Raw genomic sequence first — 24331 nt, forward strand, 5'->3', positions numbered from 1 at the left:
ACCGGCGCGCTAGCCGACCGCCCTGCGGCGGCGCAGCACCTCGTCGAGGTCGCCCATGCCGGGCTCCGCGTCGTCGACGATGCCCATGCGCGAGAAGCGGCTGACGGGAGCCGTGCGCGCGGCGGGGGCGGCAGGAGCGGCGGATGCGGCGGGCGCCGCCGCCTCCTCCTCGGCGGACAGGCGCGCGACCTCGGGCTCGAGGTGCGCGCGGCGCAACGTCGCCTCGGACTCCGCGGCGGCGCGGCGCATCTCCTCGACGGGCGAGAGCGGCGTGCGGGGCGCGCTCCCGGCGCCGGGACGCGGCCCGGGTGCCTGCGAGCGGGAGAGGTAGAGCGGCTTGGGCACGGGAACGGGGGTCCAGGACTCGCCCTCCTCGCGCTCCGCGACGGGCTCGGCGGGCTGCGCTGCCCGCTCGAGGAAGTCGGTGAAGCCGGTGCGCGGCTTCGGGCGGGCCTCCGGCGCCTGCAGGCGGCGGGCGGCGGCGACCTGCGACATGCGCTGCAGGAAGGCGAGCGACGCGAACGTGGCGAGCGAGGAGATCACGAGGAGCGTCCACGCGCCGGCCCCGGCGACCTGGGCGATCCCGGCGATGACGCCGACGAGGGCGAGGGCGAGGATCGCGGTGGCGGCGAGGCGGCTGCGACGGAGGCGCGTGGCGGCGGAGGGCGACGTTGCGGACACGGGGGCCACTTTCGGTAGGGCGCGCTGGGCGGCGGCGTCTCGCGCACGCGCGGCGGCTTCGGCTTCTTCTGCGGCCCGGCGGAGGGCGCGCTGCTGCTCGACGACGCTGCGGGCGTTTGTCTCGGCGCGCACCGCGTCGGGGACCTCGGCCGTCTCGGCCAGGATCCGCAGGGTCTGCTGGAGGCGCACCGCGTTGCGCTCGGTCGCCATGTACTGGCGCCGGTGCAGCCACGTGGGCAGGAGGTAGGCGAGCCAGAGCACCGCGGAGAGCGCGATGATGATGCCGCCGGATTGCATGATCCCGAGGCTAGGAGGTCCGGCGGGCACGACGCGGGAAGCGCGCCGCGTGTCCACTGCCGGACCGGCGCATCCGCAGGTCCGCGGACGGGGCGAGGTCAGATCCGGCGCTGCACGGCCAGCGGAACGGCGGCCGCCTGGACGTCCGCGTCGGGGATGCGTGACCATTCGGGATCCACGCCGCCCTCCTTCCAGCGCGCGAGCACGCTGGTCGACAGCTCCTCGACGACGAGGCCGAAGCAGAAGTGGTCGCGCCAGTCGCCGTTGATGTGGATGTAGCGGCGGCGGAGCCCCTCGTACCGGAAGCCGAGCTTCTGCACGACGCGGAGGCTGGGCGCGTTCTCCGGGCGGATGCAGATCTCCATCCGGTGCAGCCCGAGCGCGGTGAAGCAGTAGTCGGTCGCGAGCGCCACGGCCGTGGGCGTGACGTTGCGTCCCGCGAACTCCTGGCCGACCCAGTAGCCGATGGTCGCGCTCGAGAGCGAGCCGTACGCGATGGACGACACGTTGAGCTGCCCGGCGAACTCGTCGTCGTAGTCGATGACGAGCGGCACCCCGAGGCCGGCGCGCGCGTTGGCCTGCAGCGACCGGATGCTCGCGCGCGTGTCGAACGCCATCGGCGCGTACGGACTCGTGGCCTCCCACTTGCGGAGCCAGGAGCGGTTGTCGAGGAGCGAGCGCTCGAGGGCCCGCGAGTCGCGGAGCCGGATGGGCCGGACGGAGATGCGCCCGTCCCGCATGGTGGGTACGGTCTGCGGCACGTCCATGAGCCTAGGCCTCAGCGGGAGCGCCGGTGCGACCGGACCGCGCGGCGCCGTCCTCGATCAGCGCTCGAGCGTCTTGACGAACTCGGGCAGCCACTCGCGCAGTCCCTCGCCGAGGTCCTCGTGGTCGACGCCGAGCTGGACGATGGCCTTCAGGTAGTCGAGCCGGTCGCCGGTGTCATAGCGGCGGCCGCGGAAGACGACGCCGTAGACGCCGCCGGTCCACTCGGGCGCGGCGGCCATCTTCTCGAGCGCGTCGGTGAGCTGGATCTCGCCGCCCTTGCCGGGCTCCGTCTTGTGGAGCACGTCGAAGACCTCGGGGCGCAGCACGTAGCGGCCGATGATGGCGAGGTTGGAGGGCGCGGTGCCGGCGGCGGGCTTCTCGACCATGCCGGTGATGCGCACGACGTCGTCGTCGTCGGTCTCCTCGACCGTGGCGACGCCGTAGAGGTGCGTCTGCGAGGGATCCACCTCGAGCAAAGCGACGACGGAGCAGCCGCGCTGGAGCTGGACCTCGATCATGCGGGAGAGGAGCACGTCGCGCTTGTCGATGATGTCGTCGCCGAGCAGCACGGCGAACGGCTCGCGGCCCACGTGCATCTCGGCGCGGAGCACCGCGTGGCCGAGGCCCTTGGGGTCGCCCTGGCGGACGTAGTGCATGTCGGCGAGGTCGGTGGACTCGTTGACCTTGCGGAGCTTCGCGTCGTCGCCCTTGAGCTGGAGGGTGGCCTCGAGCTCGGCGTTGCGGTCGAAGTGGTTCTCGAGGGCGGTCTTGTTGCGGCCCGTAATCATGAGGACGTCGTGCAGTCCCGCGCCCACGGCCTCCTCCACCACGTACTGGATGGCCGGGCGGTCGACGACCGGCAGCATCTCCTTCGGCATCGCCTTCGTCGCGGGGAGGAATCGCGTTCCGAGTCCCGCGGCGGGGATGACAGCCTTCGTGATGTGGGTGACCATGCGATCGAGCGTACCGGGCGGATCTCCCTAGACTCGACCCATGCCGAGCGAAGTCGGGAACGAGAAGAGGGCCCTGCGCGCCCAGCTGCGGGAGCGTCGTCGCCAGATGACCTCGACGGAGCGCGACGAGGCGGCGCACGGGCTGACCAGCCGCCTGACGGAGCTCGTGGCGAACCACGACGCGAGCCGGGTGGCCTGCTACCTCTCCACCGTCGACGAGCCGACCACGCGGCCCTTCCTCCAGTGGTTGCACGCGAACGACCGGCAGGTGCTCCTGCCGGTGTCGCGCAACGACGGCCTGCTCGACTGGGTCGTGAGCGACGGCACCGAGACCGAGGGCCTGTTCGGCCTGCCGGAGCCGGTGGGCGAGCTGCTCGGGCCCATCGCCATCAACGACGTCGACCTCATCGTGGTGCCCGCCGCCGCGGTCGACCAGGGCGGTATGCGCATGGGCTGGGGCCGCGGCTACTTCGACAAGACCCTCGGATCCATGGAGGCCTGCCCCCCGGTCTACGCTGTGGTGTTCGACGCCGAGTTCGTCGACGAGCTCCCGCGGGAGAAGCACGACATGCCGGTCGACGGCATCGTGACCCCGACCCTCATCCACTCCTTCTAGGGACCCATGCCCACGTACTCCTACCGCTGCACGGTGTGCGGCAACGCCTTCGACATCGTCCAGGCGTTCACCGACGACTCCCTCACCGAGTGCCCCGTGTGCGGCGGCAAGCTCCGCAAGCTGTTCGCCGCCGTCGGCGTGAGCTTCACCGGCAGCGGCTTCTACCGCAACGACTCGCGCACCGAGGACGCGGCGAAGCGGTCGCGGTCGTCGTCGTCGGGGTCCTCGTCGGCGAAGTCGGGCGACTCGTCGTCCTCGTCCTCCGATTCCTCGTCGTCTTCGTCTTCGTCTTCCGGATCCTCGGACTCGTCGGGATCCTCCGGCTCCGGCACCGTGGGCCAGGGCTCCGGTACCGTGACCCCCAGCACCCCCTCCGGTCCCGCATCCTCGGGCTCCGGCTCGTCCTCGCCGTCCACCTGATCGGGCGGCCCGCCAGACAGGAGCACCCGTGAAGGGCTTCAAGGAGTTCATCCTCCGCGGCAACGTCATCGACCTCGCGGTCGCGGTCGTCATCGGCGCCGCGTTCACCGCGATCGTGACGGCCATCGTCACATCCGTCTTCAACCCGCTGGTCGGCGCGCTGTTCAACGCCTCGACGCTGAGCGAGGCGTTCAAGGTCGACATCCCCACCGCGACCGGCAAGCCCGCGACGCTGCTGTTCGGCGCGGTGCTTGCGGCGCTGATCAACTTCCTGATCGTCGCCGCGGTCGTCTACTTCGCGCTCGTGCTGCCGGTGAACCACCTCAAGAAGGTCGCGTTCGCGAAGCAGAAGGCCGAGGAGGAGGCGACGCCGAAGGACGTGCCGCCGACCGAGACCGAGCTGCTCATCGAGATCCGCGACCTGCTCGCCGGGCGGCCGTCGCCCGAGGGCGCGCACACGATCCCGTCGTCCACCGGCCAGCACGTGGCCGAGCCCGGCAAGCCGGCCTAGCGCGAATCCGCGCGACCCGACCGCCTCCGGCGTCGACCAGTCAGCCCCAGTGGGGCGGGCGGTCGAGCCGGAGGCGGTCGTCGTTCGCGTCGGAGGCGGTGGGCGCGTCGCCCCAGCCCTGCGGGGCGTCCTCGGCGGCGGGCACCGCGGGAACGCGCGGGGCGGCCTGCGGCGTGGGGTCGGATCCGGGCACCGGCGGCGTCGACGCGCGACGCGAGCGGCGGACGGGGCGGCGCTCCCCCGCGGCGTCGGCCGCAGGTTCGGCGTCCGACGCGTCACGCTCCCGCATCAGTCCGCCCGGTGCGCGCCGGCCTGGACCTGCACGGGCGCGGTCACGGGGTGCGCGTCCGAGATCGCGCCGAGGGCGGTGGCGATGCGGCGGGCGACGGCGTCCGGATCCGCGAACAGCTCGAAGGAGTGCACGCGCAGGTAGTGCCAGCCGAGGCGCTTGAGCATCTCGGGCCGGAGGCGCAGCGACTCGCGGAGGCTCGTCTGGTTGACGACCGGATCCGTCTCGATCGCGATGGCCCGGCCGCCGTACGACGCGACGAGCCCGAGCTTGTCGCGGTGCCCGAGGGCGGGCGCGAGGCCGAGGCCCTCGAGGCGGCGGGCGAGGTCGACGAGCATGGCATCGCCGTCGTCCGGGATCGGGTCCTCCTTGAAGCGGGCCTCCGCCTCGGAGAGGATCTGGGCGAGCGCGACGATGCCGTGCTTCATCCGGTCCTGGTCGATGTCCGAGGGCTGGAAGCAGGAGACGACCACCATCGAGCGGCGCGCGCGCGTCATGGCGACGGCGAGCAGGCGCTCCCCGCCGGGCGCCGCGAGGGCGCCGAAGTTCGACAGCACGCGGCCGTGCGGGGTGCGTCCGTAGCCGACCGAGAAGATCACGCGGTCGCGGCTCTGCGCGACGCACTGCTCGAGGGTCGCGACCATGAACGGCTCGGCGCGGTCGCCGATGAAGAACTCGGTGACGTCGCTCCGCTTCGCGGCCGCGTGGAGCACGGCCTGCTGCACGCGCACGGCGTGACGGGCGCTCGCGGTGATGACCATGAGGGACTCGCGCGGGCGGTGGCTCGCGTGGTCGAGCACGAGCTCCACCACGCGGATCACCTCGGCGTCGACGCTCTCGACGGCGCCGGTGTCCTCGTCGGGCATGCCGTGGCCGTCGGCGACGAAGTCGAGCGACAGGCTGCCGTGGCCGAGGAACGTGCCCGCCCACGGGAGGGACTGGATCCGGCCGCCGTAGAAGCGGCGGTTGACGAGCTCGGCCAGGTCCTCGCCGCCCGCGCGGTAGCTGCGCGTGAGGGAGAGGGTGGGCAGCAGCTCGCCGAGGCGCGCGAGCGCGGAGTCGGCGTGGCGCTCCTCGAGCGTGGAGTCGTCGTCCGCGAGCTGCGGCGTGGAGCGCTCCGGCTGCGGGACGACAGCGATGGTGAACGGCGACGGCGTCTGCGTGACGGGATCCCCGAACACGACGGTCTGCTTGCCGCGCCGAATGCCGCCGAGGGCCTCCGCGAGCGTCATGGCGCCGGCGTCCACGAGGAAGACGGCATCGAACGGCATCTCGTCGGTGATCGTCGGCACCTCGTACGGCGACGCGAGCCAGACCGGCGCGATGGTGCGCGAGAGGTGGGGCGCGGAGTGGTGGAGGGCCGCGGCGTCGACGGGGGCGGATCCGCCGAGCAGCTGGCGCAGGTGGTGCGCCTCCTCGGGCCAGTCGACCACGCCGATCTTCCACGTCTCCGCGAGCTGCCACGCGAGCAGGCCCGCGCTGGCGGTGGCGTGCGCCTCGTCGACGAGACGGAAGTCGGACTCGAGCCGGTCGAGCACGCTCGTGTTCGCGTTGAGGAGCGCCTTGTCGCCCGCGAGCATCTGCTCCAGCACGGACTGCCACCAGGCGAGCTCGAGCTCGGCGGCGACGGCCTCCTGCGGCACGTGCCGGTCGGAGAGGCCGCGGAGCAGCGGATCCAGGTCGAGACGGCGGAGCTCGGCCAGCAGGGAGGTGCGCTCCTGCAGGTTCTGGAGCACCTCGCTGTCCTCGGCGAGCTGGGCGACCTTCACGCGCAGCTCGTCGACGGGCAGCTTGCCGAGCGGGGTGGGACGGGTGAGCATGCTCAGCGGCTCGTCGAGCACCTTGAGGTCGGCGGCGACCTCCTGGTAGCGCACGTGGACGTCGGAGATCCCGCGCGGGACCTCGGGGGTGGAGCCGACCGCGACGTAGCGCTGCCACAGGATCCGCTGCTTCTGGATGGCCTTGAGGCTCTCGTGCATGTCCGAGATGTGCACGCCGGGGCGCACGTACTCGCGCGCGAGCTTGCGGAGGCGCCGGCGCGTGATGCTCGTCATCTCGGGAGCATCGCGGCGGGATCCGGTGGCCGCGATGATCTCGCTGAGCGACCGGTCGAACACGACGGGCTGGAACTTGTCGAGCGTCTCGCGCACGTCGAGGAGGAGGCGCAGGTACACGCCGAGCTCGTCGATGGACGTGTAGGCGCGCATGCGCGTCTGGCCGATGAGCTCGTCCGCGCGCTCGAGCAGCCGCGGCAGGCCGTCGGCGGAGAGCGACTTCGCGAGGTCATGCGCGTGGGTCGCGGCGGCGCTCGTGGAGAAGGTGGCGCCGTACCAGGGCGAGTCGCCCGGGCCGTAGCGGAACTCGCCGAGGCTCGCGGCCTTGACGAGGGAGGCTGCGGCGCTCGCGCGGTCGTGCGCGATGGCGACGACCGCGTCGCGGGTGAGGCGCGCGGTGGTGGCCGGCGGATCGGGCAGCAGGGCCAGGCGCGACAGCTCGCCGAGCGCGTCGAGCACGGAGACGCCGAGGTCCCTGTCGGGGCGGCCGAGCGCGAAGCGGTAGTCGAGCAGCACGTGGCGGAGGCGCACGAGCGCGTCGTCGACCTCGGCGGTCTGGGCCGGCACGGCCTTCTCGTTGCGGACGATGGACTGGACCACGTCGCGCTTGAGCGACTTCGGCGCGACCGCGAGGCCGGGCAGGCCCACGTCGGCGAGGCGCTGGCCGATGCCCTTGAGGGAGGAGGCACGCGGGCTGACGACGAGCACGCGCTTGTTCTGCGCGACGAGGCAGCCGATCGAGTTGACGATGGTCTGCGTACCGCCGGTGCCGGGGAGCGTGGTCACCACGAGCGAGTTGCCCGCGTTGATCTGCGCGATGACGTACTCCTGCTCGGGATCGGCGTCGAGCAGCAGGGTGTCGGTGACGGGCGGGCGCTGGTCCTGCGGGATCGGATCCACGGGCGCGTACGCCTCGCCCACGCCCCACTTGGCGGTGGGGTTGCCGGCGATGGCGTCGATGACGAGGTGGTCGAGGTGCTCGGCGTCCTCGGCGAGCGCCCGGCCCACCTCCGCGAACGAGGAGACGACGAGGCGCGGCTGCACCGCGAACGCGGGCAGGTGCGAGGTGAGGCCACGCAGGCGGTCGATGACGGGCTGCGGCTTGAACGCGCCGTTCTGCACGGCGAGCGCGACGAACGAGTCGGCGTCGAGCGTGATCTGGAACTGCTCCTCGAGCGCCCGCGCGAGCGCCGGGTTGAGGAACGGCTGGCCCTTGAGGCGCACCTCGTAGTCGCTGCCGTGGCGGCGGATCGCGAGCGGGCGCAGGAGCACGGGCGCGCGGAACTGCTCGTCGGCGAAGCGCCACTCGGCGAGGCCGATGGCCAGGTGGATCGACTCGATGCCCCGGGCCGAGACCAGCTCGATGCCCTTCTGGGTGATGCGGTTCGCGGCCTTGCGGGCGCTGCGGAGAGCGAGGTCGTCGCGGATGAGAGAGGACAGAAGCGTCGTCTTGCCCGTGATGAACTGCGCGAGGCCACCCGGGTGCGTGGTGCTCAGCTCGATGCGCGAGCCGGGCGCGTCCACGAAGTGGAGGAGAGGAGAGGGCCCGCCGATGCCGGCGAGCTGCTCGCGCCACTCGCGCCAGCGGGGCTCGGCCACGTTGCCGCTCCCGAGCTGCACGTCGCCGACCCGGAGGTCGTGGGGGCTGGTGCTGTTGTGGGAAGCATTCACGTGGGGGTCCTCAAGAGGCTCGGCGGCGAACCCGGAGAGCAGGTCGTCGTCGTCGTCGGATCGTTCATTGGCACGCCACACCCGGCAACAGTACGACGCGTCGGGTGGGGAAACCGGCAGGCGGAGCCGGGCGGGGACGATCCGGGAGCCATGTCGGCTACTGGTTCCCCGGCGCCGCCCGGCCCGTCGCCCGGCCGCCCGCCCGCCCGCCCCCGCGGACCTCGGCCGGACGCCTCCCCTCCGCTACCATGGGCCGGTCAGCCTCTGTAGCTCAATGGAAGAGCAGTTCCGTCCTAAGGAAAGGGTTGGGGGTTCGAGTCCCTCCAGGGGCACCCTCATGATCGCGTGATCACGACGACCCGGATCCGCGACGCACGTGGCGCGGCTAGCCCCGAGTCAGCCTCGTCGCCCGGCCCACCGATGCGGAGACGGTGTCCGACACGAGCGCGTGACGGAATCGCGTCCACGACTCCGCATCATGGAGCCCGAGACGCGGGCCGTGCTCTCCTCGGAACCAGACCACGTTCCGCGTGAGCTCGTCGAGGTTCCATCCGATGAAGCTGGATGCACGCCGCTGGTGGGACCGCGAATAGTAGGAGAGCGTATTGTCCGCCCGCTCGAGGGCCCAGAGGATCACGAAGTAGGCACGCACCGCGTCCGCGTCGCGGACACGGCCCGGGGACGTGCCACCGTCCTGGGAATAGCGGAAGGTGCCCATCGCATCACGAGCGGCCGCCACCTCCCCCGTCGTCAGATCCGCGTGCACCGCGGCGAGCCCGGCTCGCCTACTCCGTCGCGCCTCGGCGACGGTGTGCACGAAGCCGATCACGGTCGCGAGAGAGGCCGCCGCCGCGGTGACGGCGACGAGGACCGTCCAGGCGCCTTCGATGCCCTAGCTCCCCGCCGCGAGTCGTGTCATGCGCCGACGGGCTCCCCCGCGTGCCCGCGGATCGCCTCCCGGATCGCGTCCGCGTGCGCGTAGATCTCGTCGAGCGAGCCGATCGGGTGGCGCGTCTCGACCTTGTGCGCGTCGAAGAGCCCGAGGTACTTCTGCTTCTTGCCGTTGAAGTGGAGGCGCGCGATGGGCTTGCGGTTGTTGTCGTCGAGGAGGATCGCGAGGTACGACTTCGCGTCGCGGTGCACCACGCGCTGCGGCTTCACCTCGCTGCAGGCGATGGCCTTGACGATCTGGTAGCCCTCGAGTTCCTCGAGCGTCGTCTCGATCTCGGTGTCGCGATAGAGGTCTGCCTCCACGACCTCCTCGCTGGTGATCACGTCGGCCGACGCGGATGCCGGCGCCGAGGGGAAGGCGGGAGCCCCCAGCGCGGTCTTCAGCCGGTCGTTCACCTGCTCATTCAGGTACTGCTTGGACGCCTTGCCGACGAGCGTCGTGAACTGCTCCCGCACCTTCTCCGTGAACGATCCGTCGTACACGCGACGGGTGAGGAGCTTCACCCAATCCGTGGTCGGCTCGCGGAACTCGGCGGCGATCGCCCGCTTCAGAGCACCGACGTACTTGAGCTCGCCCGCGGCGCTGATGATGGAATCGAGGTCGAAGACGTCCTTCGTGAGCTTCATCAGCTCGGGCAGCAGGGTCTCGTCGATGTCGGCGAGGTCGAGCACGAGGAACGGCTTCTCGTCCATGCGGTTCGGCGCGTCGAGGTCCGTGTAGAAGTGGTACGTCTCGCCGTTCGTGAGCACGGCGATCCGCGCGTTCGTCACGGCGAAGTAGCGGAACAGCTGCGAGGCGTGCTCGATCTTGAGCGGCTCCGTCGACTTCTTGCACTCGATGAGGATCTGCACCTCGCCGTCGCGCATGATCGCGTAGTCGATCTTCTCGCCCTTCTTGAGGCCGAGGTCCGCCGTGAACTCGGGGACCACCTCGAGCGGATTGAAGACGTCGTATCCGAGGATCGTGGAGATGAACGGCATGATGAACGCGTTCTTCGTCGCCTCCTCCGTCTGGATGGCGTCGCGCTGGTTGCGCACCTTCAGGGCCAGGGCGGCCAGTCGTTCGGCGAATTCCACGGGGACTCCCTCGTCTCGGTGATGCCGACGATACGGATGTCGATGCGTGCACATGGAGATGAGGGTGCCCCCATTTCGGGCCGACCGCGTCCGGCTCCGGGCGCCGACGGACGGCCCGGGCGGTGGAGAACAGGATCGGCGGGAGCGACCGTCCGCCCACACTGGTGCGGTCCCCGAGCATTCGTCGCTCCAGCCTGTCCGGCACCGCGGCCGCTCCGGGCAGCAGACATCAGCTCGGCGGGCATCGTCGGGAAGGCCCACGTCCGATCTGAGGAGCACGCACATGACCGCGACCAGCGACCAGACGGATCCCGCGACCCGCGCCCCGCTCTCCGTCCTCGACCTGGTCCCCGTCTCCGCCGGGTCGTCCTCCGCCGAGGCGCTCCGCGACAGCGTCGACCTGTCGGTGCGCGCGGAGGCGGCCGGCTACGCGCGGTACTGGCTCGCCGAGCACCACATGAACCCCGGGCTCGCGGGATCCAGCCCGCACGCGATGCTGGCCGCGGTCGCCGCGGCGACCCGCTCGATCCGGGTCGGCTCGGCGGCGACCCTCATCGGGAACCACAGCGCGCTGCAGGTCGCCGAGGCGTTCGGCACCGTCACGGGGCTCTACGGGCCGCGGTTCGACCTCGGGCTCGGTCGCAGCCCGATGCCGCCGAAGCGACCGGCGGGTGCGGGAGCCGACGCCGGCGCGCCTGCTGACGCAGAGGCCCGTGTCGTCGACGGCCTCCTCATCCCCGCACGCGCTGTGATGTTCAAGGACCGGTCCCGCGCCCAGCTGCAGGCGCGGCTGCTCCGTCGCGGCGACTCCGAGGTCGCGCCCTTCGGCGAGACGGTGGACGGCCTGCTCGCCTTCCTCGACGGGACGTACGCGGATCCCGAGATCGGGCCGATCGCGGCTCCCCCGGCGGACGGGTCGGCGGTCGAGGTGTGGATCCACGGGTCGTCCGCCGGCGAGAGCGCCCGCGTCGCCGGATCCCGCGGCCTCCCCTTCGGCGCCAACTACCACTCGACCCCGTGGGGCGTCCTCGACGCCGTCGCGGCGTACCGCGAGCACTTCGTCCCGGGCGTGCTCGCGGCCCCGCACGTGATCGTCTCGGCCGACGTGCTCGTGGCCGACACCGACGCAGAGGCGCGGCGCCTCGCCTCCGGGTTCGCGCGCTGGGTGCTCTCGATCCGCTCGGGTCTCGGCGCGATCCCCTACCCGGCCCCCGACGAGGAGGCCGCCGCACCGCTCGACGCCACCGAGCTCGCGCAGGTGCAGGACCGCCTCGACACGCGCATCGTCGGGGATCCCGCGACGGTCACGCGGAAGCTCGAGACCCTCCGCCGCGTCACGGGTGCCGACGAGCTCCTGATCACGACGACGACGCACGACCACGCGGCGCGGGTGCGCTCCTACGAGCTGCTCGCGGAGGCGTGGGGGACGCGCGGCCTCTGAGCGGTCCCGCGCCGAGGCGACGCATCAGCGCGGGTCCCCGTCCCCTCCTGCCTCCCGGCGCTTCCGCTCGATGGCGTCGCGGTACTTCTGCATGGATCGTTCCCCGGCTCGACGGCGGATCTCCTCCACGTCAGGCGCGAAGGTCTCGCGGGTCATGTCCTTCAGCTCGGCGTACTTCGCGTCGAACTCGTCCTGCGTCATGCCGGGCTCCCACGGGCGGCCGATGGCGATCCCGACCGCGGATGCCAGCCCCCAGGCGGCTCCCACCGCCGTGCCCATCTCGAGCGAGCCGCTCATGAGCCAGGCGAGGGCCACCACCGCGATCAGCGCGACGAGTGGGGGCACGAGCGCGAAGTCCCAGCCGCCAGGCGACGAGAGCTTCCGCCGCCGGGCGAAGGGGTCCTCGACCAGGACCTCGATCAGCGCGCCGACACCGACGGCCACGGCGACGAGCGCCACGAGGTCACCCGCTCCCCGCGACGGGACGCCCGGCAGGAGGGTCGCGAGCCACAGGAGCACGAGCACGACCGGCGCCTTGACGGCTCCGAGGACGAGATGCCCGAGGAGCGCCGGGCCGAAGCCGGGGGCTCCCACGTGTCGGGGTTGCGTGGTCGATCCGATGTCATCAGGTCCTCCATCCTCGCCGAGACTCTCCCCCGGCACTCCGCCCCACTTCACACCCCCGACACGGCACTCTGCACATGGCGCCCTCCCGCGGCGGATCCCTACGCTGTGGCAACCCGTCGTGACACCCGAGGAGCATCCATGGCATCCACCGCACCCGACGACTACGCGCTCGCGCGGGTCCCGCAGGAGGCGCGCTACCACTGGTTCCAGATCGCGACCCAGCGCGTCGGCCAGCTCTCCGCGCTGAGCGCGTTCGTCGTCGCCGCCACGCTCGGCTTCAGCATGAGCTTCTGGGATGCCTTCTGGGCCATCACCATCGGCGCCGTGATCCTCGAGGTCGTCTGTATCTTCACGGGCCTCATCGGGCAGCGCGAGGGCCTGAACACCTCGATCCTGTCGCGCTGGACGGGCTTCGGGCACAACGGCTCGGCGCTCATCGGCCTCGCCATCGGCGTCAGCCTCATCGGCTGGTTCGGGATCCAGTCGGGCGTCTCCGCATCCGGCCTCAACTCGATCATGCCGTGGCTGCCGGTGTGGGCCTGGTCGCTCGCGTTCGGGCTCATCATCACCGCCGTCGTGATGCTCGGCTTCCACGGCATGCAGTGGGTCGCGAACGTCGCGGTCCCCCTCTTCCTGCTGCTGGTGGGCTGGGCCGTGGTGATCGAGCTGCAGAAGCACGACATCTCGGAGCTCGTGACGCAGCCGGCGCCGGGCCCGCAGATGTCGATCATCGCGGGCGCCTCGATCGTGGCGGGCGGCTTCATCGTCGGCGCGCTCATCTCGCCCGACCAGACGCGCTACAACCGGTCGGCCGCCGATGTCGTGAAGCAGACGGTCGTGAGCATCACGGTCGGCGAGTACCTGACGGGCCTCTCGGGCGTGCTGCTCGCCCACGCGGTGCGCACCGCCGACGTGTCGGCCATCATCCTGTCGTCGGTCGGCTGGGTCGGCGTGCTGGTGATCCTGCTGGGCACCATCAAGATCAACGACTGGAACCTCTACTCGTCGGGCCTCGGCGTCGTGAACTTCATCGACACGGTGTTCGGACGGCGGGTGAACCGGGCGCTCGTGACGGTGGTCGTCGGCGTGATCGGGTCGGTGCTCGCGGCCGCCGGGATCCTCGGGCAGTTCACCGCGTTCCTCACCCTGCTGGGCGTGGCCTTCCCGCCCATCGTGGGGATCATGATCGCCGAGTACTTCGTCGTGAGGAACTGGCGACCGGCGCTCGACGCCTCGCGCGAGGCCGGCGCGCTGCCGGCGAGCGCCCCGCGCTGGGTGCCCGTGAGCCTCGCGATCTGGGTCGTGTCGGCGCTCGTCGGCTACTACGCGACCTTCGGCCTCGGCAGCCTCAACGCCGTCATCACGGCGTTCGTGCTCTACGCGGTGCTCGGCAAGGCCGGGCTGATCCGCGGTGTCGGCGAGGTGCGCACCGAGACGGCCGACCAGCCCGCAACCGGTGTCGCCGCGCCGGACGCGGCCACGGCCGGGAAGGTGGCGACCCGATGAGGATCGGCATCGACGTCGGCGGCACCAACACGGACGCCGTGCTCATGGACGGCGACCGCGTGGTCGTCGGCATCAAGTCCTCGACCACCGAGGACGTGACCAGCGGCATCGTCGGAGCGCTCGCGGAGCTCGACCGGCAGCACCCCTTCGACCCCGCCGACATCGACGGCGTCATGATCGGCACGACCCACTTCATCAACGCGCTCGTCGAAGCCAGGCGGCTCGCGCCGACGGCGGCCGTGCGGCTCGCGCTGCCCGCCACGGCATCGCTGCCGCCCTTCGTCGACTGGCCCGAGGAGCTCGTGGCGGCGGTGCGCGGCACGGGCTACCTCGCGCACGGCGGCCACGAGTTCGACGGACGGGTCATCGCCCCGCTCGACCACGACGAGCTGAAGCGGCACGCGGCCGACATCGCCCGGCGCGGGCTCCGGTCCGTCGCGATCTCCAGCGTGTTCGCGCCCGTGAACAGCGAGTTCGAGGTGGAGGCGGCCGCGGTGCTCGCCGCGGAGCTGGGGCCGGATGTCGCGATCTCGCTCTCGCACGAGATCGGCCGCATCGGCCTGCTCGAGCGGGAGAACGCGACCATCATCAACGCGTCGCTGCGGGAGCTGGCCGACCAGATCGTCGGCGGGCTCGAGGGCGCGGTGCGCGGCCACGGGATCACCGCTCCTCTCTACCTGTCGCAGAACGACGGCACGCTCATGGGCGTGGACTTCGCGCGCCGGTACCCCGTGGCGACCTTCGCGTCCGGTCCCACCAACTCGATGCGCGGTGCGGCGCTCCTCTCCGGCCTCGGCACGTGCGCGGTCGTCGACATCGGCGGCACCACGAGCGACGTGGGCGTGCTCGCCGGCGGGTTCCCGCGGGAGGCGACGGCGGAGATCAGCGTGGCCGGCGTCCGGACGAACTTCCGCATGCCGGACGTGCTCTCCATCGGCATCGGCGGCGGATCCCTCGTGCGCGGCGACGGCGACCTCGTCGGCCCCGAGTCGGTCGGCTACGAGCTCGGCCGCCGGGCGCTCGTGTTCGGCGGCGACACCCTCACGACCACGGACATCGCGGTCGCGGCCGGCATGGTCGACGTGGGCGACCCGGCGTGCGTGGCGCACCTCTCGCCGCAGCTCGTCCGCCGCGCGCTCGACACCATCGCGATGCGCGTCGCCGACGTCGTGGAGCGCATGCGCACGTCGTCCGCCCCGCTGCCCGTCGTGGCCGTCGGCGGCGGGTCGATCCTGCTGCCCGAGGCGCTGGAGGGGCTCGGCCGCGTGCATCGCCCCGAGAACTTCGCCGTCGCGAACGCGGTCGGCGCGGCCATCGCGCAGGTCTCCGGCGAGCTCGACCGCGTCTACAGCGTGAGCGAGGGGTCCCGGCAGCAGGCCCTCGACGACGCCAGGCAGGAGGCCGTGGAGCGCGCGGTCGCCGCGGGCGCCTCCCCCTCGACCGTGGAGATCGTCGACTTCGACGAGCTCCCCATCCCGTACCTGCCCGGCAACGCGATCCGCATCCGCGCCAAGGCCGTCGGCGACCTCGACATCAGGAAGGCCGCGCATGTCTGACACGACCGCATCCCGCACCCGCCTCACCGAGATCCGGCTGGAGCACCTGCCCGCCATCGCGCGCGGCGCGGCGATCCTCGGCACGGGCGGCGGCGGAGACCCGTACATCGGCCGGCTGCTCGCGGGCGAGGCGATCAAGGAGCTCGGGCCCATCCCGCTCGCCGACCCGTTCGACCTGCCGGACGATGCCGTGGTGATCCCCGTGGCGATGATGGGCGCGCCCACCGTGATGGTGGAGAAGCTGCCGACGGTGGAGCAGCTGCAGGGGGCGATCCTCGCGCTCGCGCGCTACCTCGGCGTGACGCCCACGCACGTCGCGTGCATCGAGGTCGGCGGCGCGAACTCCACCATCCCGATGGTCGCGGCCGCGCGCATGGGTCTGCCGATCGTGGACGGCGACGGGATGGGGCGGGCGTTCCCGGAGATCCAGATGGTGATCCCGACCATCGACGGGATCCGCGCCACCCCCATGTCGTTCGCCGACGAGAAGGGCAACACGGGCGTCGTCGACACCATCGACAACGCGTGGGCCGAGCGCCTCACCCGGCCGGTGGCGGTGCAGATGGGCAGCTCGATGATCATGTCGAACTACGCGATGACGGGCGCGCAGGTGAAGGCGTCGTTCGTGCCGCACACGCTGTCGCTCTGCCACGAGCTCGGCACGCTCGTGGAGGAGGCGCGCGAGGCGCTCGTCGACCCGGTCGAGGCGGTCGCCGCGCGGCTCGGCGGCGCGGTGCTGCTGGGCGGCAAGGTCGTGGACGTCGCGCGGCGCACGGTCGCCGGCTTCGCGCGGGGCGAGGCCCGGATCCAGGGCGCGGGCGCCGACGCGGGCCGCGAGATCGTGCTCGGGTTCCAGAACGAGATGCTGCTCGCGTCGATCGACGGGGTGCCGGTCGCCTCGACGCCGGATCTCATCATGGTGCTCGACAGCGAGACGGGCGAGCCGATCACGACGGAGACGCTGCGCTTCGGCCAGCGCGTGCGCGTGGTCTCCGCGCCGGCCGACGAGCGGTGGCACAGCCCGGGCGGCATCGAGCTCGCCGGGCCCCGGTACTTCGGCTACGACATCGACCCCGTCCGCTCCCCGGTCGACGACTTCTCGGTGCCGCCGGGCGCCTAGGGCCGGGTGCTACCGTGACGCCCGTGAGCCGGGATCTGGGAGTCGACGACCTCCCCGACCTCGTCTCGGGGCTCCTCCTGCTCGGCTCCGGCGGGGGCGGCGACCCGCGGATCCTCGCGGCAGCCACGGCCCGCCAGCTGCGGGATGCGCCCGTGCGCGGCCTCGGGCTCGACGACCTCGACGCGGACGACCTCGTGGTGCCGGTGGGCTACATCGGATCCACCTCCGTGCTGCGCGAGAAGCTCCCGTCCGGCACGGAGCTGGCCGAGGCCGTCGAGGCGCTCACCCGCTGGACGGGCACGCCTCCCGCCGCCCTCATGGCGCTCGAGATGGCGGGCGTGAACGGCCTCGCACCGCTCTCCGCCGCCTCGACGCTCGGCCTCCCGCTCCTCGACGCCGACCTCACCGGCCGCGCGCTCCCCCGCATCGACCAGTCGAGCCTCGTCGTCTCCGGCCGCGCCATCTCGCCGTGCGCCGTCACCGAGCCGGGAGGCCGGACGATGCTGCTCGACGGCGTCACGCCCGCGGAGGTCGAGGGGCTGCTGCGGCTCGTCATCGCGCACTCCTCCGGCTGGGCGGCGCTCGCCCTGCCGCCGCAGCGTGCCGCCGACCTCCGCGAGTCGGCGATCCCCGGCACCGCCGAGCGCGCGCTCCGGCTCGGCCGCGCACTCCGCGCGGCCGACGGCACCGGCACCCCGGCCGGGCTCGCTGCGGCGCTCGGCGGCGCGCTCCTCGGGCACGGCCGCATCGTGGACGTGGTCACGTCTCCCCGCCCCGGCCGCTTCGACGTGACGACCGTCAGCGTCGTCGACGAGGCGACCGGCGCGGTCGTCCGGCTCGAGGCCGAGAACGAGTTCGTGATCGCGCTCGTGGACGGCCGGCCGGTCGCCGCTTCGCCCGAGATCATCGCGGTCGTCGCCGTCCCCGGCGCCTCCGTCGCCGGGGCGCGCGTGCTCCTCGTCGACGACGCCAGGCCTGGCACCCGCGTCGTGGTCGTCGCCCTCGACGCGCCCGCGTGGTGGACCGCGACGCCCGAGCGCCGGGCCGCCGTCTCGCCCGCCGCGTTCGGGTTCGGGCGGGTCGACGCCGACGCCGACGCCGTCGGTGCTCCCGCGTGATCCGGCCGATCCCCCTCTCCGCGCTGCTCGACCACGCGTCGCTCGCGGACGTGCGACGGGTGGCGGGGGCAGCGGATCCCGCGGTCTCCGGCGTCCGCGGCGTGCGGATGGACGCGCCCGCGGACGACGCGACGGCCGGCGTCAGTGGTGGCAGCGACGGCGGCGACAGCGACGGCGCGGGCGACGTCCTCGTCGTCCTCGACCGCGCCGAGCGCACCACCTGGCGCTTCGACGCGCGGCTGCGTCGCCTCGCCGACCGGGGCGTCGCGGCCGTCGTGCTCGACGCGGCCGTCGCGGTGGATCCCGCGACCACGCTCCTCGCCGACCGCCTCGGCATCGTGGTCCTCACCTGCGACGACGCGTGGGCGACCTCCGTCGCCCTGCACGACCGCCTCGGCGACGCGCGGGCCGCTGCGGGTCGCGCCGCGCTCGACGCCGTGTCCGCGGTGGCGGACGCGGGCCGGGATCCGGCGGAGGCCCTGGTCGCCGCGGCCGCGATGCTCGGGCGCCCCGCCCTCCTCGTCGGCTCCTCCGGCCGCGTGCTCGCGCCGGAGGGCTCAGCTCCCTCCCCCGCGGCGCACGCCGCCGTCGCCGCGGGCCTCGCAGGCCATGTCGACGCGCGCCCCGTCGGCGAGCGCGGCACCCTCGTCACCGCGCCCGTCGACTCGGGACTCATGGCGCCGAGCTGGCTCGTGGTCGAGGTGCCCGGATCCGTCGTCGCCGAGGTCGAGGCCGTCGCCGCCGCGCTCCCCGTCGTCGCCCTCGCGGTCGGGCACCGCCTGTCGCTCCGGCGCGTGGTCGACGAGCGCGAGGCCCGCTGGCGCATCGCGCTCCTCGGCGAGCTCCTCGAGGCCGGCGACTCGCCCGGCGCCGGGCTCCTGCGCCGCGCGCTCGAGCTGGGCTGGCGCGTCGAGGGCTGGCACATGGGGATCCGCGTCGTGTCACGCCAGGACGCCGACATCGTCGGCCGCCGCTACGAGCTCATCGAGGCGCTGGCGGCGGAGGGCCTCGACGTGGGCGTGGTCGAGCAGGGCGACGGCTGGGCCGCGTGGATCTCCTTCGCGCTCGAGCCCGACGTCCCGACCGCGCACGACGCGGCCCGCGCGGTCCGCCGCGCCCAGCAGCGCTGGGACGACGACCTGCCGAGCGACGTCGGCGTCGGCCGCGTGCACCGCGGCCCCGCGGGCATCGCCCGCTCGCTGGCCGAGGCCGCGGACGCCGCCCGCCTCGCCGCGTCCCGCCCGCAGTCCGGCCGCTTCCTGCACGTCGACCGTCTCGGCCTCGCCCAGCTCCTCCTCGCCTGGACGCGGACGGACACATTCCAGCCCGCGGCCCTGGAGCTCCTGGCGCCGCTGCGCCGCCAGACCACGGGCGACCTGCTCGCCACGCTCGCGACCTACCTCGACGCGGAGTCCTCGGTCGCGGAGACCGCCTCGATCCTGGCGGTGCACCGCAACACCGTGGCGGAGCGGATCCAGCGAGTGCAGCGCATCCTCCAGGTCGACCTCGCCGACGCCGAGACGCGCCTCGCCCTGCACCTCGCGTGCCGCACGGTGCTCGCGGCGGAGGGCTAGGGCGGACCTCACCCGGCGGGAGCCGGCTCCGGCAGCTCGAGCGCGCGGCTGGCCCGGTACTCCTCGGCGGCGGGGTGCAGGGCGAACTCGACGATCTCCACCGCGTGCGCCTTCAGGGCGTCGAGCACCTCGTCGGGCGTGACGTAGAAGAACTCGCGCCTGAGGTTGATCCGGTTCACCCGCTGCGGGGCGAAGGTCCGGTGCAGCATCGCCTCCACGCCGACCGCGTCGTCGGCGAAGAAGAGCGCGTGCACGTCGAAGCGGAACGGCACCGACGCGTCGCCGAGCTCGACCACCCGGTCCATCGGCTCGAGCCGCCGGGTCATGCCGATCTTCACCATCCGCTCGCCGAACGCCCCGACGTTGGAGATCACGTAGACGTATCCGGCGCGCACGTTCGCCGCGCGGTAGTCCACCTCCACGAGCGCGCGGTCGACGTCCTCGATGCGGTCCCGCATTCGCGCCGCGCCCTCGGCGTCGCCCTTGCTCTCGAGCGCCGCCAGCGTCGCGGCGTAGTGCGCGCGCTCCTTGTCGAGCCGGTCGTGCTCGGCTTGCAATTCCGCGGACGCCTTCGCCTGCTCGCGGAGCTCCGCCCGGCGCTCCCGCTCCATCTCCTTCTCCGCCTGCAGCACGCGCAGGTGCGCGCTGGCGAGCTGCAGCTCCTCGAGTCGCAGCTCGTGATATCCGTCCTGGATGCGCAGGTCGATCATCGTGCCGCTCTTCGCGATCTGCTCCGCCGCCTTGGTCAGCCGGTTCTGGGCGACGTGGAGGTTGCCCGCCTTCGTGGCCTTCACGGCGTTCTCCGCCTCGGCGTTGTAGGCGCGCAGCAGCACCTTCGACATGTCGCTCACGAACCGCCGGCCCTGCGCCTCTGATCCGTTGAACGTGAAGCCGGACGTGGCGGTCACCGCCCTCTTGTCCCGGACGGCGTTCTTGATCGTGTACCGCAGCGCCTCCAGGCGCGACGCGAGCTCGGCCGACGACTCCGCCGGGTGGTCGTACTCGAACAGGCCGACTCCCTGCAGCTCGGCCGTGGTGGTCACGTCCACGAGCTCGGCGCGGGCGGCCGTCAGCTCGGCGTCGAGGGCGCGCCGCGCCTCGATCCGCTCGTGCACCGCCTCGTCGACCGCCTGCAGCTCCGCTTCGGCACGCCGACGCGCGGCGCCTGCCTCCTCCTCGGCGCGCAGGCGCACCGCTCCCGCCTCCTGCTCGGCCCGCAGGCGCTCGGCTCCGGCCTCCGCGAGGATGCGGTCCCGCTCCTCGCTGGCCGCGGCGACCAGCGCGGACGCCGCATCGGCGCCCGTCCGTCGCGCCGCCTCCGCCTCCGCCTCCGCGCGCGCCCGATAGTCGTCCAGCTCGGCGAAGTCGCGCATGCCGTGCCGCCGGATCAGGTCCTCCAGCTGCGCGATGTGCGCCTCGGCCGCGGCGGCGCGCTCCCGGGCCTCGCGCTTGGAGAGCCGGTCGATGGACTCGGCGGCCGGCGCGATCGGCTCGGGCTCCTGCGGCGCCGCCTCGGGCCTCGGCTGCACGTGCTCGGTCCACCGCGCGCCGTCCCACCAGCGGACGTAGCGGGGATCCTGGTCGTCGTACCAGCCGGCGGCAGCGCTCATCCCCTCAGGCTAGGCAGCCGCCCCCGCCGCAAGGAGCCCCCGTTCGAGGCGGCCGACGCCCCTCCCTGTGGACGCTCACCCGCTCCACCCAGCCGCCGCGCCTACCGTCGACATCACCGCTCATCCGCCGCACGCGCGGCTGCGCGCACCCCGGCCCGACGCAGGTGCGCCCGGCGGCCCCACTCCGACACGCACGAGAGGCACGCGCCCATGACCGACACCACCCGCACGATCCCCTGGGACGGCACGCTCGACGAGCGCGCGGCCCAGGCCCTCGAGGCCCCGGGAGGCCTCGTCGTCGCCGCCACCAAGGTCGGCTACATCCTCATGACGACGGATGGCACCGGCCTCGAGCGCAAGTTCGACGCCAAGCAGCGCAACCGCGACAAGCCGGGCGTGGTGCTCTGCACGAGCATCGCGCAGCTGCAGGAGCTCGCCGTGCTGAACGACGAGATCCTCGCCTTCTACCAGGAGCACTGGGACGCCGACGTGCTGCTCGGCTGCATCCTCCCGTGGCGCGAGGACGCGAAGCACCTCATCCCCGACGAGGTCGCCGGCCAGCTCGCCATGGACCGCCGGGGCACGAGCTGCTTCGTGATCCGCTTCGGCCGCCCCGCCGAGCAGCTCGCCGAGCGCCTGTGGGAGAGCCGCCGCCTGTCGTTCGCGAGCTCCGCGAACCCGTCCGGCAAGGGCAACCGCGGTCGCGTCGAGGGCATCGGCGAGCGCATCGAGCAGCAGGCCGACGTCATCGTCGCCGCCGACGACTACGTCGCGTCCATCCAGCCCGGCCTCGACGAGACGAGCCGGCACGAGCAGGGCGTCATGGTCTCCATGGTCGACGCGTCCGGCGCGCTCATCCCCGAGCAGCGCGGCGAGCGCTCGGTCACCCCGAACCCGACGCTCATCCGCCGCGGCCTCGCGGTCGACGTCATCATGTCGGCGCTCGCCCGGTCGTTCCCGTCGTGGGACTACCGCCACGGCGAGTACTACTGATCCCGCCGGGATCAGCACCCACGAGGGCCCGCGGAGCACGTCTCCGCGGGCCCTCCCGCGTCCCCGCCGCGTGGCCCCAATCTTATTCCTCGGGTGGGGAGGGCGCGGGGCATTCCCCGGCGATATGCCTGACGCACCGCGCGATGGCGCGCAGGAAACGCCCGCGATACCGCGCCCCCGCATGGGGCGGAATGCGGGCGCAGCCCCCATGGAGACGTATCGCGAGGTCATCTCCCCGCGAATCGGACATGAATTCCTCCGGGATTCACGCGTGGTGTCGGATTTCCCGGGGAGAACAGGTATCGTGGCTCCCGCCGCATCATCTGATGCACCATCTGCAATGAGAGGAACAGACGTGGCTCGCAAGGTTGTCACCACGCTCGTCGACGACATCGACGGCGTCGTCATCGAAGAGGGAAAGGGCGAGACCGTCCCGTTCGCGCTCGACGGCGTGAATTACGAGATCGATCTGAGCGACGCCAACGCCGCGAAGCTGCGTGAGGCGCTCGACACGTACGTCGACCGCGCGCGCCGCGTCGGCCGCGCCTCCACCGGCCGCTCGGCCGGCTCGCGCCGCTCGTCCTCGAGCGCCCCCAAGGAGGACCTCGGCGCCGCCCGCGAGTGGCTGCGCGAGCACGGCCACAAGGTCTCCGAGCGCGGCCGCATCTCCGCCGACCTGCTCGAGGAGTACCGCGCCAACAAGTAGGCGACACGACGCGCGCACCGCGCGCAGCACTTGCGAAGAGGGCCGATCCGCCACAGGATCGGCCCTCTTCGTCGTCCCGCGGGTGCCCCGTAATGAATTACGCAGCCCCGGAATACCGGGGCGCGGGAGGCGCGGCGCGCCGGGCGTCACGCGCGCGTCACGCCCGCGTCGCGGATCCGTCGCGGGGGCGCGAGCACGCTTGCCGAGAAGAAGGAGCACCGTGCCGAAACACCTCGCATCACCCGGGACCGCAATTCCCGCCCGCCGCCCGGGTCACCGCATCCGCGCACGCGTCCTCGCATCCGCGGGCGCCGCGCTCATCGCGCTCGTCGCCGTCGTCGGCCTGACCGGTCAGATGCAGTCAGCATCCGCCGCCGTCTCCCCCACGACGACGAGCCAGTGCAACGACACCCCCAACGGCGGTGGCGACCAGGTCGAATGCGACGTGACGGTCGTCAACGAATTGAACGTCGCGACGCAGACCGGATCATCGACGGTCACCACCCGCGTGTGCGCCGGCGCCGCGGGAGCGGCTCCCCTCTGCACCACGACGGTGTCGCAGCGCGACGGGATCATCATCACCGCGGTCGAGCAGTGCAACGGCGTCGCGAACGGCGGCGGCAGCAATGTCATCTGCAACGTGGACATCACGAACAACATCGTCGGCGAGAGCACCACCACGCCCGCCACCGTGAACCAGTGCATCGGCTCCGCGACCGACGGCGCCGCGGGCGGCACCGCCTGTTCTCCCGTCTCCAACACGACCGGCGCCGACGTCACCCAGTGCAACGGCTCCGGCAACGGCGGCGGCGCCGCGGGTCGCGTGACCTGCACGGTCCCGACGTCCACCGAGACCTCCGCGCTCCTCGTCTCGGTGAACCAGTGCAACGGCTCCGGCAACGGCGGCGGCGCGACCGTCACCTGCGCCACGAACATCAGCAACTTCGTCACGGCGGTCGTGACACCGACGCCGACGGCGACCGCGACGCCCACCGCGACCCCCACGGTCGAGCCGACCACGCCCGCGCCGACGCCCACCGTGCCGACGCCCACGCCGACGGTGCCCACCCCGACCCCCACGGTCCCGACGCCGACGCCCACCGCGCCGACCCCGACGCCCACCGCCCCGACTCCCACGCCGACGGCGCCGACCCCGACCCCGACGGCTCCCACGCCGACGCCCACGGCGCCGACCCCGACGCCCACCGCGCCGACGCCGACCCCGACGGTCCCGACGCCGACGGCCACAGTGCCGACCCCGACGCCGACGGTCCCGACGCCGACCGCCACCGTGCCGACGCCCACCGCGACGGTCCCGACGCCCACGCCGACGGTCGGCACGCCGACCCCGGGCACGCCCACCCCGGGCACGCCCACCCCGACGGCGGGCACTCCGACGCCGACGGTCGGGACGCCCACCCCGACGAGCACCACCGCGACCCCGATCATCCCCGGGGGAACGACGCCCGGCGGATCGCTGCCGGTGACGGGCTACGACCCCACGCCGACGATCGGCTGGGGCCTCGCCGCCCTGGTCCTGGGCGCGCTCGGGCTGGGCTGGAACGCACGACGCAGGTCCGCCCAGCGGTAGCCGCCCCGCGGATCCACCGAGGGAGCGCCCGACGACACGTCGTCGGGCGCTCCCTCGCGCCTAGCCCCAAAAGCACGCCCATGGTGGGCTTTCGTGCCCGAACGGATACGGTGGCCGCGATGGAGGTGCCGGATGCATCAGCGAGTCGACGGCGGATCGCTCCGCCGGACATGCCGCCCACCCGCCTCCGCTCGACCCCTC

Annotated in this window: 21 protein-coding genes, 1 tRNA gene and 1 pseudogene; 13 read left to right on the forward strand and 10 right to left on the reverse strand. The window is 72.9% G+C overall.

Annotated features, from left to right (window positions below):
* Positions 1–9 precede the first annotated feature (9 nt).
* The 3 genes from NL142_RS12785 to galU all read right to left on the reverse strand — a co-directional run bounded on the left by NL142_RS12785 (position 10) and on the right by galU (position 2699).
* Positions 10–978: a hypothetical protein gene (locus tag NL142_RS12785; RefSeq protein ID WP_435080046.1), complete on the reverse strand. Its 969-nt coding sequence runs from the start codon at positions 976–978 to the stop codon at positions 10–12.
* Positions 979–1076: 98 nt separating this feature from the next.
* Positions 1077–1745 (reverse strand): GNAT family N-acetyltransferase, encoded by a 669-nt coding sequence (locus tag NL142_RS12790; RefSeq protein WP_194684959.1) that lies wholly within the window; start codon positions 1743–1745, stop codon positions 1077–1079.
* A gap of 57 nt (positions 1746–1802) precedes the next feature.
* Positions 1803–2699: a UTP--glucose-1-phosphate uridylyltransferase GalU gene (galU, locus tag NL142_RS12795; RefSeq protein WP_012039135.1), complete on the reverse strand. Its 897-nt coding sequence runs from the start codon at positions 2697–2699 to the stop codon at positions 1803–1805.
* Between the two features lie 40 nt (positions 2700–2739).
* On the opposite strand from galU, the gene NL142_RS12800 reads away from it, so the two are divergent.
* Both NL142_RS12800 and NL142_RS12805 read left to right on the forward strand, forming a co-directional pair.
* Positions 2740–3315 (forward strand): 5-formyltetrahydrofolate cyclo-ligase, encoded by a 576-nt coding sequence (locus NL142_RS12800; protein WP_043583310.1) that lies wholly within the window; start codon positions 2740–2742, stop codon positions 3313–3315.
* Positions 3316–3321: 6 nt separating this feature from the next.
* A pseudogene (locus NL142_RS12805) lies at positions 3322–3414 on the forward strand (FmdB family zinc ribbon protein); the annotation flags it as partial.
* Between the two features lie 62 nt (positions 3415–3476).
* Here the strand turns inward: NL142_RS12805 and NL142_RS12810 are convergent.
* Entirely contained in the window at positions 3477–3731 is a 255-nt protein-coding gene (locus NL142_RS12810) for a hypothetical protein (RefSeq protein WP_435081632.1), read from the reverse strand.
* Between the two features lie 32 nt (positions 3732–3763).
* Here NL142_RS12810 and mscL point away from each other — a divergent pair, with 32 nt between their 5' ends.
* On the forward strand, positions 3764–4246 hold the full coding sequence (gene mscL / locus NL142_RS12815; RefSeq protein WP_194636150.1) for a large conductance mechanosensitive channel protein MscL: 483 nt from the start codon (positions 3764–3766) through the stop codon (positions 4244–4246).
* 40 nt (positions 4247–4286) lie between these two features.
* Here mscL and NL142_RS12820 read toward each other — a convergent pair whose 3' ends face one another.
* Together NL142_RS12820 and NL142_RS12825 are read right to left on the reverse strand one after the other, a co-directional pair.
* Complete coding sequence (locus tag NL142_RS12820; RefSeq protein WP_435080049.1) at positions 4287–4439, reverse strand: hypothetical protein; 153 nt, start codon at positions 4437–4439, stop codon at positions 4287–4289.
* A 95-nt stretch (positions 4440–4534) separates the two neighbouring features.
* Positions 4535–8341: a DUF4011 domain-containing protein gene (locus NL142_RS12825; RefSeq protein ID WP_435080051.1), complete on the reverse strand. Its 3807-nt coding sequence runs from the start codon at positions 8339–8341 to the stop codon at positions 4535–4537.
* 179 nt (positions 8342–8520) lie between these two features.
* Between NL142_RS12825 and NL142_RS12830 the strand changes: the two genes are divergently transcribed.
* A tRNA-Arg gene (locus tag NL142_RS12830) sits at positions 8521–8592 on the forward strand.
* Between the two features lie 53 nt (positions 8593–8645).
* Here the strand turns inward: NL142_RS12830 and NL142_RS12835 are convergent.
* Positions 8646–9089 (reverse strand): hypothetical protein, encoded by a 444-nt coding sequence (locus NL142_RS12835; protein ID WP_435080053.1) that lies wholly within the window; start codon positions 9087–9089, stop codon positions 8646–8648.
* A gap of 86 nt (positions 9090–9175) precedes the next feature.
* Entirely contained in the window at positions 9176–10288 is a 1113-nt protein-coding gene (locus tag NL142_RS12840; RefSeq protein ID WP_435080055.1) for a type I restriction endonuclease, read from the reverse strand.
* Positions 10289–10571: 283 nt separating this feature from the next.
* Here NL142_RS12840 and NL142_RS12845 point away from each other — a divergent pair, with 283 nt between their 5' ends.
* Positions 10572–11729, forward strand: a complete 1158-nt coding sequence (locus tag NL142_RS12845) for an LLM class flavin-dependent oxidoreductase (protein WP_435080057.1) — start codon at positions 10572–10574, stop codon at positions 11727–11729.
* Positions 11730–11753: 24 nt separating this feature from the next.
* Here NL142_RS12845 and NL142_RS12850 read toward each other — a convergent pair whose 3' ends face one another.
* On the reverse strand, positions 11754–12323 hold the full coding sequence (locus NL142_RS12850; protein ID WP_435080059.1) for a hypothetical protein: 570 nt from the start codon (positions 12321–12323) through the stop codon (positions 11754–11756).
* A gap of 171 nt (positions 12324–12494) precedes the next feature.
* On the opposite strand from NL142_RS12850, the gene NL142_RS12855 reads away from it, so the two are divergent.
* From NL142_RS12855 to NL142_RS12875, 5 genes are read left to right on the forward strand one after another with little or no spacing between them, the layout of a single operon-like run.
* Positions 12495–13862 (forward strand): purine-cytosine permease family protein, encoded by a 1368-nt coding sequence (locus NL142_RS12855; RefSeq protein WP_435080061.1) that lies wholly within the window; start codon positions 12495–12497, stop codon positions 13860–13862.
* Positions 13859–15418 carry a hydantoinase/oxoprolinase N-terminal domain-containing protein gene (locus NL142_RS12860; RefSeq protein WP_435080063.1) on the forward strand — a complete coding sequence of 520 codons (1560 nt, stop codon included), beginning with the start codon at positions 13859–13861 and terminating at the stop codon, positions 15416–15418. Before NL142_RS12855 ends, NL142_RS12860 begins: the two co-directional genes overlap by 4 nt.
* Complete coding sequence (locus NL142_RS12865; protein WP_043583289.1) at positions 15411–16538, forward strand: S-methyl thiohydantoin desulfurase family protein; 1128 nt, start codon at positions 15411–15413, stop codon at positions 16536–16538. The genes NL142_RS12860 and NL142_RS12865 overlap by 8 nt, the downstream gene beginning before the upstream one ends.
* Before the next feature lie 23 nt (positions 16539–16561).
* A complete protein-coding gene (locus tag NL142_RS12870; RefSeq protein ID WP_435080065.1) occupies positions 16562–17656 on the forward strand; it encodes a DUF917 domain-containing protein in 1095 nt (364 codons plus the stop codon).
* A complete protein-coding gene (locus NL142_RS12875) occupies positions 17653–19230 on the forward strand; it encodes a PucR family transcriptional regulator (protein ID WP_435080067.1) in 1578 nt (525 codons plus the stop codon). Before NL142_RS12870 ends, NL142_RS12875 begins: the two co-directional genes overlap by 4 nt.
* An 8-nt stretch (positions 19231–19238) precedes the next feature.
* On the opposite strand, the gene NL142_RS12880 is transcribed toward NL142_RS12875, so the two are convergent.
* Positions 19239–20840 (reverse strand): SNIPE associated domain-containing protein, encoded by a 1602-nt coding sequence (locus NL142_RS12880; RefSeq protein ID WP_435080069.1) that lies wholly within the window; start codon positions 20838–20840, stop codon positions 19239–19241.
* A 210-nt stretch (positions 20841–21050) separates the two neighbouring features.
* On the opposite strand from NL142_RS12880, the gene NL142_RS12885 reads away from it, so the two are divergent.
* The 3 genes from NL142_RS12885 (at position 21051) to NL142_RS12895 (ending at position 24130) form a co-directional block, all read left to right on the forward strand.
* Positions 21051–21833, forward strand: a complete 783-nt coding sequence (locus NL142_RS12885; RefSeq protein ID WP_104294506.1) for an L-threonylcarbamoyladenylate synthase — start codon at positions 21051–21053, stop codon at positions 21831–21833.
* Between the two features lie 355 nt (positions 21834–22188).
* Positions 22189–22539: a histone-like nucleoid-structuring protein Lsr2 gene (locus NL142_RS12890; RefSeq protein WP_043583279.1), complete on the forward strand. Its 351-nt coding sequence runs from the start codon at positions 22189–22191 to the stop codon at positions 22537–22539.
* Positions 22540–22759: 220 nt separating this feature from the next.
* A complete protein-coding gene (locus tag NL142_RS12895; RefSeq protein WP_435080072.1) occupies positions 22760–24130 on the forward strand; it encodes a hypothetical protein in 1371 nt (456 codons plus the stop codon).
* Positions 24131–24331 lie beyond the last annotated feature (201 nt).

The organism is Clavibacter quasicaliforniensis, assembly GCF_051201715.1.
Lineage (GTDB): Bacteria > Actinomycetota > Actinomycetes > Actinomycetales > Microbacteriaceae > Clavibacter > Clavibacter seminis.